Source organism: Chitinophaga eiseniae (assembly GCF_012641265.1).
Lineage (GTDB): Bacteria > Bacteroidota > Bacteroidia > Chitinophagales > Chitinophagaceae > Chitinophaga > Chitinophaga eiseniae_A.
In genome coordinates, this window is record NZ_JABAHZ010000003.1 from 448,330 (window position 1) to 464,873 (window position 16,544).

11 protein-coding genes are annotated in these 16,544 nt (G+C 45.5%); 4 read left to right on the forward strand and 7 right to left on the reverse strand.

The annotated features are described in order from the left end of the window. The first annotated feature begins 195 nt into the window (after positions 1-195). Together hxpB and HGH91_RS15705 are read left to right on the forward strand one after the other, a co-directional pair. On the forward strand, positions 196-951 hold the full coding sequence (hxpB, locus tag HGH91_RS15700; protein ID WP_168739664.1) for a hexitol phosphatase HxpB: 756 nt from the start codon (positions 196-198) through the stop codon (positions 949-951). A gap of 62 nt (positions 952-1,013) precedes the next feature. Continuing rightward, complete coding sequence (locus HGH91_RS15705) at positions 1,014-1,778, forward strand: cyclase family protein (RefSeq protein WP_168739666.1); 765 nt, start codon at positions 1,014-1,016, stop codon at positions 1,776-1,778. Between the two features lie 272 nt (positions 1,779-2,050). Here the strand turns inward: HGH91_RS15705 and rpsA are convergent, their stop codons facing one another. Next, positions 2,051-3,949 (reverse strand): 30S ribosomal protein S1, encoded by a 1,899-nt coding sequence (gene rpsA / locus HGH91_RS15710; protein ID WP_145671583.1) that lies wholly within the window; start codon positions 3,947-3,949, stop codon positions 2,051-2,053. A 355-nt stretch (positions 3,950-4,304) separates the two neighbouring features. Between rpsA and HGH91_RS15715 the strand changes: the two genes are divergently transcribed. Then, positions 4,305-5,183, forward strand: a complete 879-nt coding sequence (locus HGH91_RS15715) for a rhomboid family intramembrane serine protease (protein WP_168739668.1) — start codon at positions 4,305-4,307, stop codon at positions 5,181-5,183. 35 nt (positions 5,184-5,218) lie between these two features. Further along, a complete protein-coding gene (locus tag HGH91_RS15720; RefSeq protein WP_168739669.1) occupies positions 5,219-6,448 on the forward strand; it encodes a 4-hydroxy-3-methylbut-2-enyl diphosphate reductase in 1,230 nt (409 codons plus the stop codon). A gap of 260 nt (positions 6,449-6,708) precedes the next feature. Here HGH91_RS15720 and HGH91_RS15725 read toward each other — a convergent pair whose 3' ends face one another. The 6 genes from HGH91_RS15725 to HGH91_RS15750 form a co-directional block, all read right to left on the reverse strand. Continuing rightward, positions 6,709-7,479 (reverse strand): LytR/AlgR family response regulator transcription factor, encoded by a 771-nt coding sequence (locus tag HGH91_RS15725; protein ID WP_168739671.1) that lies wholly within the window; start codon positions 7,477-7,479, stop codon positions 6,709-6,711. Between the two features lie 60 nt (positions 7,480-7,539). Further along, on the reverse strand, positions 7,540-9,492 hold the full coding sequence (locus HGH91_RS15730) for a tetratricopeptide repeat protein (RefSeq protein WP_168739673.1): 1,953 nt from the start codon (positions 9,490-9,492) through the stop codon (positions 7,540-7,542). A 641-nt stretch (positions 9,493-10,133) separates the two neighbouring features. Then, positions 10,134-10,820, reverse strand: a complete 687-nt coding sequence (gene cmk, locus HGH91_RS15735; RefSeq protein ID WP_168739675.1) for a (d)CMP kinase — start codon at positions 10,818-10,820, stop codon at positions 10,134-10,136. Between the two features lie 139 nt (positions 10,821-10,959). After that, positions 10,960-12,525 (reverse strand): T9SS type A sorting domain-containing protein, encoded by a 1,566-nt coding sequence (locus HGH91_RS15740; RefSeq protein WP_168739677.1) that lies wholly within the window; start codon positions 12,523-12,525, stop codon positions 10,960-10,962. Between the two features lie 9 nt (positions 12,526-12,534). Then, entirely contained in the window at positions 12,535-14,190 is a 1,656-nt protein-coding gene (locus HGH91_RS15745) for a hypothetical protein (protein ID WP_168739679.1), read from the reverse strand. Positions 14,191-14,269: 79 nt separating this feature from the next. Continuing rightward, positions 14,270-16,117: a hypothetical protein gene (locus tag HGH91_RS15750; protein WP_168739680.1), complete on the reverse strand. Its 1,848-nt coding sequence runs from the start codon at positions 16,115-16,117 to the stop codon at positions 14,270-14,272. Positions 16,118-16,544 lie beyond the last annotated feature (427 nt).

Here is a 16,544-nt window from a genome sequence, read left to right on the forward strand (position 1 = left end):
AGAAATGCAGTCCATCTTTCCAAAACTTTTTTGGGAATTGAATAAGCCCCCAAAAAGGGGTGGAATTAGCGATGGGCCGGGTCCTGGATGAAAAAAACAGTGAAAACACCCTACAGTAGCCGGATCTGGCAACCGGCGGAGGCATAAACCTGCAGGGAGGCAATAACCAAAATTTATCCGGTATAACTTTTTGTTATGGGAGAAGGACATAGCAGCGTCCCTTTCGCTCCTTCCCACTGCGATCTGCCGGCATATCTTCTTATCTTTGCCGCGCATAAAAAAGGGAATTTCATGATAGATACGGTAATATTTGATATGGATGGCCTGTTGATCGACTCTGAACCGCTGTGGGGCATTGCGATGCGGGAAGTATTTTCCACAGTGGGCGTTCACCTGTCGCCCGAACTGACGCACCTTACCACCGGTTTACGCACCAAAGAAGTAGTAAGCTACTGGTATAACTATTATAAATGGGAGGGCAAGTCCCCCGAACAGGTTGTCAATGAGATCATTGACAGCGTAATTGCCAAAATCGTCGCCAGCGGGCAAGCAATGGAAGGATTACATTACATTCTCGGGTATTTTAAGGAGAAAGGGTTTAAAATGGGGCTGGCCTCCTCCTCTCCGCTGCGCCTGATCAATGCGGTGTTAGATCATTTACAGGTAAAAGACCGCTTCCAGGCCGTATATTCTGCCGAGTTTGAAGATTACGGTAAACCTCACCCTGCCGTGTACCTGGCCTGTGCCCAAGCCCTGGGTAGCGACCCGCTGGATTGCCTTGCATTTGAAGATTCGGTGACCGGTATGATTGCCGCCAAGGCCGCCCGTATGACCACCGTAGTGGTACCGGAAGCCCATAACAGGAAAGATCCCCGGTATGCCCTGGCTAATATGCAGCTGGACTCCCTGCTGGAATTTAATGATGCCAAACTGGCCCTGCTCACGAAATAGTTTTTGGAAGATGATATTTTGTTGATCATCTTTACGCGCGCAATTGACGCCAAAAAACCAATATGAAAATCATAGATCTATCCAAAACCATCGCCTACAACAAACAGGATCCCTGGTTTATGCGTATCAAAATCAAACATAAAACGCATCGACAAAGTAAAGGGCTGATCCGTTTTTTCCTGGGCCTCCCTGCAAAGCTCTTCCCTAAAGGGTTTGAAGGCTGGGCGGATGATAAAATTATCGGCATGGGCGTACACGCCGCCACCCACATCGATGCCCCCTGGCACTATGCTCCCACTGTAAATGGCGCACCGGCCAAAACCATTGATGAAATTCCACTGGAATGGTGCTATGGCAATGGGGTGGTATTGGATATGACCCACAAAGCAGATTTTGAGCAGATAATGGTGGCGGATATACGTGCCGACCTTGAAAAGAGCGGCGCCGTCATTACTCCCGGCACCATTGTACTCATTCATACCGGTCGCGATAAATACGTGGGTACCAAAGAATACGCCATGCGGGGTACCGGCATGAGCGCTGAAGCCACCCATTGGCTGATAGACCAGGGCGTGAAAGTAATGGGAATAGATCAGTGGGGATTCGACCTGCCTCTAAAATATATGGCGCAGCAAGCCAAACAACTTCAACGGGACGATTATTTCTGGCAGGCTCACCTGGTGGGGCAACAAAAGGAATATTGCCATATGGAGCAGCTGGTTAACCTGGGCGCATTACCGGCTTTCGGGTTTAAAGTGAGTGTATTTCCGCTGAAGATAAAAGGGGCCAGCGCAGCGCCTGCGAGAGTAGTGGCGATATTTGAGTAAGGAAACCATCACTCATAACATTAAATCTTCTGTTGCACAAACCATTCAATATACCGGGGCATAATAGCAAGGTTCGCGGTGTATGTAACAGAATAAGGGCATATTTACGTTTTATTTGTAACAAAATAAAGGCAATAACAAAAACGCAGCATCATTCCCAATCCGGGCAGCAGCTGTCTGGAGATTTTGTACTATTTCTCCAACCTACTCAACAAAAAAATCCCGCCCCGAATTACTCGGAGCGGGATTCATTATTTAACTAAACTTAAACCTTATTGTGCGCTTTTTTCTTCGCCACCTTCAGATTGTTTCAGTTTTTCTCTCAGTTCAGCTAAAGCACCCAGATCACCTAAAGTAGCTTTTTCAACTTTACCCTGGATGTTTTTCACAGCCTTACGGGTTTTGTCAGCTTCATCTCTCTTCTCTTTCACGATAGCTTGCTTTTCTTCCGCCTGAGCTTTTTCCCAAACGCGGGTGTGAGAAACCAGGATACGTTTTTCGCTGCGATCGAATTCGATGATCATGAATTCTTTCACGTCTTCAACGTTGATTGGTTTTTCGTCTTCTGTTCTCAGGTGACGTGCAGGAGCGTAAGCTTCCAGGCCGTATTGCAGTTGAACAGTAGCACCTTTGTCATCTTTCTTCACAACAGTACCTTCGTGTACAGAGTTGATCGGGAAGATAGTTTCGAAAGTGTTCCAAGGATCTTCTTCGATCTGTTTGTGACCGAGGCTCAGTTTGCGGTTTTCCTTGTCGATACCCAGGATAACTACATCTATTTCGCTACCTACTTTAGTGTATTCAGATGGGTGGTTGAAGCGCTTGATCCAGCTCAGGTCAGAGATGTGGATCATGCCACCGATACCGGTTTCCAGTTCAACGAATACGCCATAAGGAGTGATGTTTTTCACGATACCTTTGTGACGGCTGTCAACAGGGAATTTAGTTTCGATAGTAGACCATGGATCTTCTGTCAGTTGTTTGATAGACAGAGACATTTTACGCTCTTCTTTGCTCAGGGTAACTACCACTGCTTCGTATTCTTCGCCTAATTTGAAGAATTCTTTAGCGTTGATTGGGGTAGAAGCCCAGGAGATTTCAGATACGTGTACCAGACCTTCCACACCTGGCATGATTTCCAGGAATGCACCGTAATCTTCGATGTTTACTACTTTACCTTTTACTTTAGCACCTTCAGTGATGGTAGCTGGTAAAGTATCCCACGGATGTGGAGTCAGTTGTTTGTAGCCCAGGCTTATGCGACGTTTTTCGTCATCGAAGTCAAGCACAACAACGTTGATTTTCTGATCCATCTGCAGTACTTCGCTCGGATGGGAGATACGGCCCCAGCTGATATCGGTGATATACAGCAAACCGTCCAGACCACCCAGGTCGATGAACGCACCGAAGTCGGTGATATTTTTGATGGTACCTTCCAGCACCTGGCCTTTCTCCAGTTTGCTGATGATATCCACTCTTTGTTGTTCGATATCGCTTTCGATCAGCGCTTTGTGGGAAACAACGGCGTTGCGGATGGTTTCGTTTACTTTCACCACCTTGAACTCCATAGTTTTGCCTACAAACTGGTCGTAGTCGGTAACTGGTTTCACATCGATCTGAGAACCTGGCAGGAATGTTTCCATACCGTATACGTCTACGATCAAGCCGCCTTTGGTTTTGCTGGTAACAGTACCAGTAACCACTTCGCCTGTTTTGTAAACTTCCACGATTTTTTCCCAAGCACGTTTTTGACGAGCCTGTTTACGGCTCAGGTGCAGGTTACCATCGCGGTCTTCTTTTTCTACTACCAGCACTTCCACTTCATCACCGATCTTCAGACCTGGTAAATCACGGAATTCGTTCAGAGAAATCAAACCATCAGATTTGAAACCGATGTTGATTACTACGTCTGTGTTGGTTAAACCTACTACAGTACCAGTCAGCAGGCTGTTTTCTTCAAACACCTTGAAAGTACCATCGTAAGTAGCATCGTACTTAGCTTTTTCTTCTTTGCTGTAAGAAGAAACATTACGTTTGTCAACGCTCCAGTCGAAATCGTCGTGTGCAGTTTCAACTTTCGCTACAGGCGCCTTTGGTGTCGCTGTTTCTACTGCTGGTGCAGCAGCCTGTTGTTCAGCGTTTTGTTCGTTAGGAATGATGTTTTCGCTCATAAAAAATTGAAATTTTAGCCCGGAATACCCGGACTCCCTGTTTTATGGGACGGCAAAAATACGAAAAATTACCCGTTTACCGACATATTTATTGAAGAAATAGCCGATTGACGGTAGAACAGACCGCAGTTTTCAGATATTTTTTAATTGTATTATTAAAAAATATACTACAACAATATTTTACCCTGCGTTTTCCTGGTAATTTTTTCTAAAAAAAGCAACCAGACCGCCAATTAATTGTTGATAAATATAGGGAGAAAGCTGCTGTCAACCCGCGGTCATGCGGCTTATTTTTCTATCATCCAAAATGTTAATTTGTATACCGAAATCCCGGATTTTATTTTAATTTGTGTATATGAACGGGACCTCTTTTCAATCGGATATTCGCTATTGGCTCAGGCAAGGTAACACAGTGAACCATTTGCTTTTCTGGAATATTATCGTTTTCCTGGGCATCAATATTATACACCTCATTGCTTTTCTGACCAAACAACCCGGTCCTTTTATCTGGACGTATGATCAGCTGGCCATTCACGCTCCGGTGAGCGCTTTCATATTAAAGCCATGGGGGCTTATCACCTACATGTTTACCCATGAACAGATATTTCATGTGCTGTTTAACATGATTAACCTCTATTGGTTTGGCAACTTATTCCGCGATTTCCTGGGCAACAAACGGGTGCTCCCCTTATACCTGCTGGGCGGAATTGCCGGAGGTTTGTTGTACCTGCTGAGCGCCAGCCTGTTTCCCGGTTATATGGGCTATACCATGATAGGCGCCTCTGCTGCTATTATGTGCATATTGGTGGCTGCCGCTACCCTGATGCCCAACTATGAAATAGGCCTGATGTTCCTGGGAAGCGTACGGTTAAAGTGGCTGGCCCTGGCATTGGTATTACTGGGATTGATTTCCATTCCCAATGGCAACATTGGCGGTCTTATCTCCCATATGGGCGGCGCCCTGCTGGGTTTTTTCTATATCCGCATCCTGCAGGCCGGTACCGACCTCTGTAAACCTTTAATCTGGGTATTTGACGCCAACACCCGCCAGGAACAAAGGCAGGCGGCCAGGAAGTTTAAGCCCAAAAAATCGCCACTGAAAGTAGTCCGGAAAACAGATGATAGCAGCCAGTCCCGGCTGGATCAGCTGCTGGATAAAATAAATGAAAAAGGTTATAACAGCCTGAGTGCCGAAGAAAAAGCCTGGTTAGACAAAGTGAGCAAAGAAAACTGATTAACTTTGTCGCTCAATTTTCCGTCATTTAACACATGAAAACATTTAACGTTCCGGTGATATATCGCAGTCCGCTGATCAGCGCCATTAAAAACCAGCGCAAACAGCAGGACCGCATGAAAAAGGACTTTACTCCTACTGAGCTGAATTTTGGCCCCATCAGGATTCTGCTGGCCCGCCATTTCGGCTTTTGCTACGGTGTAGAAAATGCCATTGAAATCGCCTTCAAAACAGTAGACGAAAACCCCGGCAAACGCATCTTCCTGTTGAGTGAAATGATTCATAATCCACATGTCAACAGCGACCTGCTGGACCGGGGTGTACAATTCATCATGGATACTGCCGGCAAACAGCTGGTACCCTGGGAAAGCTTGCAGGCAGATGATATCGTTATCATTCCCGCTTTCGGTACTACCCTGGAAACGGAGAAACAACTCGCCTCCCTGGGTATAGAACCACTGAAATACAACACCACCTGCCCTTTTGTCGAAAGAGTATGGAATAAAGCAGAACAGATCGGTCAGAAAAACTACACGGTAATTGTACATGGTAAGCCCAAACATGAAGAAACCCGGGCTACTTTTTCCCATAGCCAGGCTGGTACTCCGACTGTAGTCGTGAAAGACATTAAGGAAGCCGCCCTACTGGCCGGCTTCATCAGCGGGAAAAGAAATCCTGAAGAATTTTACACCCTGTTTGAGGGCCAGTATTCTGCCGGATTTGATGTTACGAAAGACCTGCAGCGGGTGGGCGTTGTGAACCAGACCACCATGCTGGCCACAGAAACCCAAGCCATTGCAGACCACATCAAACAGGTTATGATCAGTACCTTTCAGCTGACAGATGCTAACGTAGGCGAAAGATTTGCAGATACCCGGGATACCCTCTGTTATGCTACCAATGATAACCAGACCGCCGTTACCGGTATGTTGCAGGAAACTGCCGATCTGGCCATCGTAGTGGGTGGTTATAATAGTTCCAATACTTCCCACCTCGTGGAATTATGCGAAGAAAAATTGCCTACCTATTTCATCTCTTCTCCCGAACATATATTATCGGCAGATGCAATTCAGCACTGGGATTTTCACCATAAACAAACAATCCACAGTGATCAGTTTCTTCCCAAAAAAGACCAGGTAACTATCCTGCTGACCAGTGGCGCTTCCTGTCCGGACGCGCTCGTAGAAGGGGTGATTCGCCGGTTGTTATCTTTCTTCCAACTGGAGCATAAGGCAGATGAACTGGCAACAGCCAGCCAATCATAAATATATCTAACTGACTATATATCAATACATAAAACAAAAAAGACACCAGAACGGTGTCTTTTTTCTTTGGGGCTAATCACGCTAGTAATGCAGAGTATAAAATCTTTATATGGTGTTAATATTGAAATCGTAATTCAAAAGTAGCTTATCTGTCATATGCCCGCAATAGCCATTTATTATATGGTAGTTAATTTCCTGTAACTGGCATAAAAACGAATAAAATCGGAGGCCTGCTCGCTAAATCCCTTGTAAATCACCACTTAAAATTGCATGGCCTTCTTTAAAAAGTCAGCTTTACGCCGGCGGGATACTTCTACCTGGGTACCATCGCTCATCAGTGCAAACCCGCCTTCTCCCTGGATATAGGACTGCATTTGCTGCATATTGATGAGATGAGAATTATGCACCCGGAAGAAATCCACGTCAGACAATAATTCCTCAAATTCTTTCAGGGGACGGGAAACCATCAGGTTTTTCTTGTCGGTAAAGAAAATGCGGGTATAGTTGCCGGTAGATTCACACCGCACAATGTTCTGTACCGGCATAAACACCAGACCATTGATAGTAGGTAAAGCTATTTTCTTATGGGTTTGTTGCAATGTTTTCATGTTCTGTAAAAACACATCCATGGGTGATACCCCGCCCGTTTCCTTCATCCCGCGATTGTTTTTCTTCTCCTTACATTTTTCCAGGGCATCCTGTAGTTCTTTAACACTAAAGGGTTTCAGCAGATAATCCAATGCATTGAACTTAATAGCTTTCAACGCATACTGCTCATATGCGGTAGTGAATATGACATCAAAATGAACTTTTTCAAATAGTTTCAGGAGTTCGAACCCGTTCTGATAGGGCATTTCCACATCAAGGAATACAAGATCCGGCTGCAGCTCATCTATCAGCCCTTTGGCTTCTGCTACACTTTTGGCCCAGCCTACCACATTCACACCGGGACATTTTTTTTGTAGCATTGTTTGCAGTGCATCTATACAATGTTGCTCATCATCTACGATGATAGCTTTTAGTTCGCTCATATAAGTAGCTTTTAGCTATTTAGCGTTTTACAGTTATGGTTAGTGTTAGTTGTCGGTATCCTAAAATATAAATTCTGCAGGCAAAACGATGGTTACCCGGGTGCCGGTTGCCTTTCCTGACTCATCTTCCAGGTCGGTTACAGTTACTGTTGCCTCTTTATTATTGATTTTTCGTATCAGGTCTATCCTTCCTTCTGTTACTTTCATGCCCACCGAATTGTGCATACGCCCTTTCCGGTCTTTTATTTCCATTGCTTTCTTTCGTCCAATACCGTTGTCGGTGATGGTACATACCAGGCTACGCTTTTGCAAGATAATACTGATATCCAGTAATCCCTTCTCGTCCGGCAATTTATGTACAAGGCCGTGCCAGATAGCATTTTCCACATAGGGTTGTAAAATCATTGGCGGGATCAGTACTTCGTCGTCATTTATCTCTGTATCTATCTGAAATCTATATTCAAAAATACCATTACAACGCAGGGACTCCAGGTCGAGGTAAAGTCTTAACGACTCCAGTTCCTTATTGAGGGTTACAAAGGTATGTTGCGTATTATCCAGGATCAGGCGCATGAGCCGGGAAAACTTGGTGAGGTAGTCAGATGCTTCTTCCTGGTTATTACTCCATATATACCGGTGGATGGAGCTGAGGGAGTTAAAGATAAAGTGAGGGTTCATCTGGGAACGCAGCGAGCGCAGTTCCAGCTGTAAAGTTTGTTTATTTGCCTTCAGGTTACGGTGACGGATATAGAAAAAGCCGCCAACGATGGCCATCAGGAGAAAAGCCGCCAGGAAGAAAGAAATCACCACATTCCGTTTAGTACGGAGTGCTCCCAGCACTTTATCATGTTCCAGGGCACGGATCTGGTTATCCTTCCGGTCTACCTCATAGATGGTTTGCATCTGGGTCAGGGCCATGGCCGACTTTTCATCGAGGATACTGTCTTTATACAACAGGGATTTATCTACCGCCTCCAATGATTTTTTAAAATCCCCGCTTTCCTTATAATCTTCTGCGAGGGCCTTGTAGGCATCCATCAGCATTGATTTGAATCCCCAGAAAGTACTTACATCGATGGATTGCTGGATATATTTCCGGGCATCTTCATGTTTTGCCTGTGCGCCCAATAGTTTGCCTATACTGAGATAACTCTCTGCCACATGCACTTTATCCTCTACCTGGTCATTTACTTCCAGCGCTTTTTCCAGGTAATACATGGCGGCGGCATAATCTTTTTTCTCTTTATAGGCCGCTCCCAGCGCGTTGTAGCAAATGGCGATCCCAATAGGCCGGTCCATTTTCAGGTTCATATTCAGGGAGCGTTTATAATATTGGATGGCCAGGTCCAGCTTCCCCTGTCCCTGGTAGGCATAGCCCAGGTTTCCCAGGTTGATGGCCACTCCCAGGTCGTTGTGGCTTTTTTCTTCCAGTCCCAGTGCGTGGTTAAAGTGTTGAATGGCATCCTCATATTTCTCCATGGTGAGCTGGATATTGCCGATGCTGTTGGTAGCCACGCAAATATTCCTGATATCATTGATCTGCTCGGCCAATACCAGGGCTCTCATATGGTAATCGAATCCTTTCTGGAGTTTGTCGAGCCGGCGGCAATCCACCCCGGCATTGTTAAGAGAGAAAACGATCAACGAGGTGTCTTTCGCTTCTTCCGCGGCTTTCAGGGCTTTCTCGTGGTAGTCTTCTGCAACAATATAGAGAGACTTATTTCTTTTGCTGGTACCGATTTCGTTATAGGCACGGGATATTCCCTGGAAAAACCTGAGTTGCTGGGATAGGGTAAGCGCCTCCTGCCAGAAGGGGTTGTCCAGTTTATGATTATCGAAGTAACGGGCATTTTCCCCGCCCTTTTTAATCAGCAGCGACACTTTTGCCGTGTCTGCGTGGAGCTGGCGAACAGAATCCAGCAACCGGTATGTACGCAGAGAGTCCTGGGCTCTCGCTCCCAAACAGGCTCCCAGCAGGAGCCAGCATAAAAAACATACACCTTTAATAGACATTGGCTGGTCTGTGTGACTACACAATTTAAAAAAGAATTATGAATAACCGGCGGCGATTTCAGGACATACGGGAGTGATCACCTGCTACCTGCCGTTAGTAAGTTCGGATGACTATCCAGGCTGAATAAAAAAGCGAAAGGGCGAAAGAATTCGCCCCTTCTTCCTATTAACCGAATACACCTACTGAAAATATGGAACGGTCATGGCAAGCCATGCCATCCCACATTAACTTTAATGTTTGTATGCAGCACCTACGCTGCCACAAACCGGATTTTTATAATATACGCTATCAGCTAGTCGGTTAATAGCAAAGGCTCCTTGTGGATATAGCTAGGATAAGACTTTCCCGGGTACGATATATACTAACGCGTCTTACGCACTATTTCAATTTGTCTTATTCAGTTCACAACAACACGCGTCAATAGCACGACTGACTCCATTCAAAAATTACCTAAGCAGCATTTCTCAGGGAGGATAAGGTTGGTTATGCGCATAGCATCTTAAAAAGACACTTGCCGGGTATGCAAATAAAAACTATTGGAAATTCGGGAGGATGTGGAAAAAAATTATTGGGATGTTGGCGATGTTGCGCCGTACAGCAAATGTATAAAAGAGTTTTAATAAAAGAAAATAATATTTTGTCAGGAGTGCGCCATGATAGCATCTTCTACCCACTGCATCACTAAATCGAGTTGATCTTCGAGGTTTAAGTGGCTGTTATCCAGGATAATAGCATCCTCTGCCTTACGAAGCGGGCTAATTTCGCGGTTGGCATCGATATAGTCCCGGAGTTCAAGGTTGTGTTTTACTTCGTCCAGGGTAATATGTTTATTTTTCTCGTATAACTCTTTAAACCTGCGCTGAACACGGATTTCGATATCAGCTGTCATGAAAATTTTGAGTTCGCCATGCGGGAATACTACTGTACCAATATCGCGGCCATCCATCACAATGCCTTTGCGGACACCCATTTTCTTTTGCTGGGCTACCGCAAAATCGCGTACTTCCTTTACAGCTGCTACTTCGCTCACTTTTTCAGCCACCACCATTTCCCGGATCAGGTGTTCTACATTTTCATTGTTCAGGTACATTTCGCCTAAACCGGTAAGGGAATTGATCACAAAGTCCAGGTGGATATCTTTAAGGGCTGTCGCCACCGCTTCGTGGGAAAGCCAGTCGATACGGTTTTGAATAAAATAAAGGGTCACTGCACGATACATAGCGCCGCTATCAATGTAGGTATAGCCCAGCTTCTTAGCCAATTGCTTAGCTAATGTACTTTTGCCACATGATGAGTAGCCATCTATCGTGATGATTATTTTTTTCAAAACTATCTATTTAAATAAGAACCTGTTAATAGGGAAGAACGCTACAAAATTGAGGGAAATCTCTGAGAATAGCAAACCAATAACATTTGGGCACCCCATTTTGACATAGCTGCCAGCATGAGATACCCAAATTGAATGGTTACCGGGTTACAATTACTTTACAGGTGTAGGCCAACTTCATGGTGTCTTTATTGTAAATGACCAGGAAGTAGACGCCGGAAGGCAGATCTCTGATATCGATATCCATATCAGACTTCACTTCATACTGACGCATTACCTGGCTCCATACATCGCGCATCTGCAGCAGCATAGCTCCCCGAATGCCGCGAAGCTGCACCTTAAATGTACCATTGTTCGGGTTCGGGAATACATTGATCTGCACGAACGGTGGTACCGCGCGTACTTCAGAATACACTACTTTACCATTTAGGCCTATTGCTTTTATACGATAGTAAGTCCAATCGTCGTAGTCGTTAGGATCCTGCCAGGTATAGCTGAGCGGTACACTGCTATTGCCATTGACCGCCTTCGTAAGCACCACACCGATTTTTTGGAAAGCTTCCTCTCTTTCATAACGGCGTTCCACCTCAAAGGCCATATTGCGCACTTCCCGGAGGGTGGTCCAGTCCAGCTGCACCATTACCGGCGCAATCCTAAAGGCTTCAAAGTTGAGGAAGGTAACTGGTTTCACACTACCTATCAGGGCTGTCTTCGCAAAAAACTCGCTGGAGCCCAACGCGTCAAAATGCCGCAGGTGCATGGTGGCGGGGGCCAGCATAGGACTGGTGGTTAACGTACCAGCCAAAGGTTTATTGGAAATGACCGGCAACTGATCCCATACGCCTGCAACAAAGCGGGTAATAAAGCTACTGTCGCGGGAAGAGGCGTATGCAGGTAATTCGCTCGCATCCATATGCTGCAGGATAACATCCACTTCTCCCCCACTATTATCCTCCCGGCGTATATTCCAGGTTTTGTTTACAAAGCTGTCTTTATAAGCTGCACCGCCCGCTGCTACTGTAAATACGCTATCATATACCCGCGCGCCTATCATATCTTTGGCGCCGGTGATCAACACTGCTGCGGGAGCATAGCTGTTTTCGTCGGTGCCTATCGGGAATACCACTTTACCCGCGGCATTGTTGATGGCTGCACGATAGAGTAAGCCACCGGCAATACCGCTGCCAGTAACTACATATTGTTTGTCGCTGTAACCGGTAATAGTACCGGGTGATTTATCGCCGACCTGTAAATTCCATCCATTGAGATAAATATGCCCACTGGCGAAATGGAGATTATTCCTGATTTTCAGGTCACTCAGGTCATCCAGCAACAAGCCGGATATATTGTTCAGTTGCAGGTTAGGAAAGCTGGGCCCCACTTTGGTGATAAAGCTATAGCCGCCGAAAATCTTTTGCTGTGTAGTATTAGAGAAGATAAAAGTACCGCCGGTGCCTGAGTTACCATCGGCGCTTTCATCAGGCAACGTAGCTCCGTTGCCGTTAGTCCATAATTTGCTGAGGAAATAAAAGATGCTGTTAGGATTAGAGCCGAGCCTGCCGTTGTTGGTCATATCGGAGAAGATACCCACATTGGTATTACCGGAGAGCCACACAGTGGCACCGGTAGGGATGTATACGCCTTGTTGGGCGGAGCTGTTTCCCGCCAACAATAAAAGAGCCGATATGATAAATAACTTCTTCAACAACATTTTTTATTGGATAACAGTAACATCGAAGCGTTTACCTGTTCCGGTTAAAGAGTATGTGCTGCCGGTTGTATTAACGAAAATAGCCGTCACAGTATCATCGGCACTCACTCTTGAGGAAATTAGCCGAAGATTAAATGGAAAGTCAAATCTTGGATTTATTATAACATTCCCCCCCAATGTTCCGTCTATGCCTGTGACTGTGAATGTTACGGCAGTGGTTACGGTAGCACTGTTGGGGATGCTCGTAGTTACAGCATTAACATTTACCGCTCTATATACACCATTTAATACAGTTCCGCCAGTTCCTATCTTAGCCGTACCTGCTACATCCAACAAGGCTGCCGGCGTATTTGTCCCGACCCCTACGTTTCCTCCGTTCTGCAAAAACAAGCGGTAATCCTTTACATTTGTTTCCACGAAATTTAATCCGCCACCCAATATATTCCAGTGCCATTTGGGCGTGCCTGTTGCATCTTCAAATGCCAACACATCATTACCATTTGCGCGTATAATCAATGGGTGGCCATTAAACTTTGTAGCACCATTCATGAGGGTCAGAGTATAGGCAGAAAAATCTGATCCACCGCTTTCTGCAGCGGTTTGACCTCTTGATCCCCTGAAAAGCTCTTTGCTATTATATTTCACTACCATATCGACAGCGTTCGTTGTTCCCAGGAACTGTGTGCTGGTAGCGGCGTTACCTCCCGTTAACCAATTGGTGGTTGCAGGGTTATCTGTTAAAATAACGTCGCCGAAGCTATTGATTGAAAGTACTTTAGAAGTTGCTGATGTCGGTGTGGCTGTTGCCAGGTTTGTTAAACGCAGGCCGGAAGTACTGGTAGAGAAAGGTGCTGTTGTGGACGGAGGCCCCGCAATTTCCACTTTATTCACGGGAGTGTTAGTACCTACTCCCAACAATGATTTTGTACCGTCCCAGAACAACTGTGTATTATTTTCGGAGATCACATCGCCTGTTCCCACATAAGGTACTGAACCAGGTGTCAATCCTTTTACCGTTAATGTACCGCCGATGACGCCGTTTCCTGATATATTAAAATTGGAAGCAGTTTGAGTGGCAGTCGTATTTTGAATATAGGCGGTGGAGCCAGTAGGCAGATCTGCTGCTACTAACGGCCGGAAAGTGGGCGCCGCGTTAGCTGTACCACTTGCTGGTCCGGCCAGAAAAGAGTTAGGGGCTTGGGTATTTAGCGTGGCAGTTAAAGTGCCGGAGGTAGTAACCGGTGAATTGGTTACTGTAAAAATACCAGCGGTATTGGGCATCGACAATCCAATGGAAGTGACCGTACCCCCGGTGTTCCCAATAGTATTTCCGGTAATACTGATACCGGTACCGGCTGTCAGGATGGAAAAGTCTATTTTTTCCCAACCGGTTGTTTTCTTCAGATATAGTGCATTATCGTCTGTTATATATACCAGCATGCCTGCGGAAGCACTATATAAAGCACCGCCGGAGAGGATTTGCGCTTTTACAATGCGGGGGAGTAAGAATCCTTGTTTATCACTTTTCAGTTCCAGCAACGCATTTTTATCAAGCAGGGAAGGATTAGTTCCCAGTTTTAATTGCTGTGCCAGCAAACGCTGATTGACCAGGCAAAACAACATTACAGCACATACTTTTACAAGCCCTTGCAGCTTCATACATCATCCATTTAAATAAGCACGAAAGAGGGAGGAAACGGCTACGGTTATACGTAGCCGTTTCAAATACGGTCCAACCTTATTTCTTAATAATATACCAGGTATCGGTACCGTTTGATTGCACGGTGATAAAGGTCCAGTCGTTGTAGATGTCGATAGAGTTGCCATCTTCAATAAACTGTCCGGCCTGGGCTTTCACGGTTACCGCGTTGGTAAGATTGTTAGTAGCATCAAATGCGGCTTTCTTGATGGTATAGATGCGGCCTTTTGCGCCTGCGGCGGTGGGCAGGTTAACAGTAACTGCGCTACCACTTTTTACGACTACGGTATAATCGGTGGCATCAACGGTATATGGACCGGATGCAATTTCCTTAATAGCCATAGATACGGAACCCGCTACCTGTAAGGTAGAATTGGCGATGGAGGTAGTATCACCGATTTTTACATATTTCTGAACAGATACGTTGTCGGCATATCTCTTATCGCCCGCGAAAGACTGGGATACATTACTTACCAAACCGCCTACAACAGATGGATCGGCCTGTGGGATGCTCACTGTTACTTTATTGGTAGCGTCTTTTACTACTTTCAGATCCGTACCGGTGTGATCTGACGCAAAGGTCACGTCGGTGAATGCTGATTCCGGCAGGTCTCTGGTGATGATTTCCTTGCTGGCATTGAGCAATAATACTTTATGGTCGGAAGTAGTTCCCGCGGCAGTGCTACCGAGTGTAACGGTATTATCGAGCGCTGATTTACCGGTTACATGTAAGTCGCCGGTGATGCCGGTGTTACCAGTTACATCTGCGCCACCAGTGGTGATGGTTAATTTATTGTCGAGTGTGGAAGTACCGGTTACATGGAGGTTTCCGCCTGCTTCGGTATTACCGGTGATGGTGGTAAGACCGGTAATGTTAGTAGCACCGGTGATATTTGTTACGCCGGTGATGTTGGCGCCACCTGCTGTTACATCGAGCCCGTTTTTACCGGTAATTTTTCCGGCAAAGGTTTTAGCTCCACCAAAAGTTTGGGCGGCAATGTTTACACCACCTGGAGTGAATTCTGTGGCGGCATTTAATGCGATGGTAGGATTCTTGGCGGGAGTAGCATCAACACCGACAGTCAAGCCATTAGGAGCTGCAGCATCGATAAAGTTGGCTACCTGCAGTGCTTTGTTGGCCGCATTATTAAACGTATTCCAATCAGCCAGGGTCAGCAAACCTACTCCCGGCCCGGTTGTTCCACCGGTTTGGGTGGCGATACTCAGTTGATGGGTAGTAGTGGTACCGGAAGTAGTGGTAGTAAATTTATAATCGCCGGCTGCGTTGTCGGTGTTGATCTTCTGATCCAGCTCTGCTTTGCCGTTGATCATGAAGTTGGAGAAGGCAGCATTGGTGAGGGTACGTTTGTATATTTTACCGGTTGGATCCACGATCACCGCATCCATCAGGGTGTTGGCACCGGCGGTGATACCGCTGAGGGTGAGGTCATTTTTCACAATTACGTTACCATCGTCGATACGGAGCCCTTCTTTATTGTTACCTCTCAGGACGAAGGGTACGTTGTTGGTGCTTCCGACGAACTGGGTAGTAGCATCTGTAATGAAGTTACCCAGCAGATCCCAGGAGGAGGCTTTGGTGGCCATCCTTTCCCACTTGTAATTGTGTCTTACGTAGAATCCTTCTACCCCGGTTGCTGTCCAATAGATGATCATACCGTCGGGTGGATTGAGAGCTGTCATCAGCGTGGTGTCGGCCACACGTGGTAACAGTAAACCCTGTTTGTCTGATTCCAGTTCAAGGATTGCTGATTTCTGAATAGAGGTAGGATTTTTACCTACTTTCAACTGTGCATGTACCTGGGTAGCGATAAGACTTACACCACCTATTAGCATAACGCGAGCTGCGATGCGTAAAGATTTTTGCATAGATATAAGGATAAATAATTAATATTCAATTTCTTCGGCGCATATAATGCCGAAGGGTTAATTACAAGGATCTAAAGGTGTTATTCGGAGGTTATAGGAAAACCCATTCGGTTCGGTCTGTTTGTTCTAAATAATACTTAAAAAAGCATAATTTATTTATCTTTCATAAGCACCTACTTATATAGGTTATATAGAATACATACTGCAAATGTGACATATTAAATGTTTTTAAAAAATGACATGATCATACCATTTTAGTTTGGAATATTTGCCTTGGGATGCTCAAAAGCTACCCAATGAGTGTGATGACATCGATTTAAATGAGGAGAAGTAGGCATGGAAGAGGTTGTTAGGGAGGGAAAATGCTGGTAAAAACTATTAATATGTAAGGGTATTAACATGAAGATGTTATAAAACAAAACGCCCA

Bases quoted from the DNA above. Each gene is read 5' to 3' on its own strand.
- hxpB (WP_168739664.1), top strand. From the start codon at position 196: ATGGGAGAAGGACATAGCAGCGTCCCTTTCGCTCCTTCCCACTGCGAT.
- HGH91_RS15705 (WP_168739666.1), top strand. From the start codon at position 1,014: ATGAAAATCATAGATCTATCCAAAACCATCGCCTACAACAAACAGGAT.
- rpsA (WP_145671583.1), bottom strand. From the start codon at position 3,949: ATGAGCGAAAACATCATTCCTAACGAACAAAACGCTGAACAACAGGCT.
- HGH91_RS15715 (WP_168739668.1), top strand. From the start codon at position 4,305: ATGAACGGGACCTCTTTTCAATCGGATATTCGCTATTGGCTCAGGCAA.
- HGH91_RS15720 (WP_168739669.1), top strand. From the start codon at position 5,219: ATGAAAACATTTAACGTTCCGGTGATATATCGCAGTCCGCTGATCAGC.
- HGH91_RS15725 (WP_168739671.1), bottom strand. From the start codon at position 7,479: ATGAGCGAACTAAAAGCTATCATCGTAGATGATGAGCAACATTGTATA.
- HGH91_RS15730 (WP_168739673.1), bottom strand. From the start codon at position 9,492: ATGTCTATTAAAGGTGTATGTTTTTTATGCTGGCTCCTGCTGGGAGCC.
- HGH91_RS15745 (WP_168739679.1), bottom strand. From the start codon at position 14,190: ATGAAGCTGCAAGGGCTTGTAAAAGTATGTGCTGTAATGTTGTTTTGC.
- HGH91_RS15750 (WP_168739680.1), bottom strand. From the start codon at position 16,117: ATGCAAAAATCTTTACGCATCGCAGCTCGCGTTATGCTAATAGGTGGT.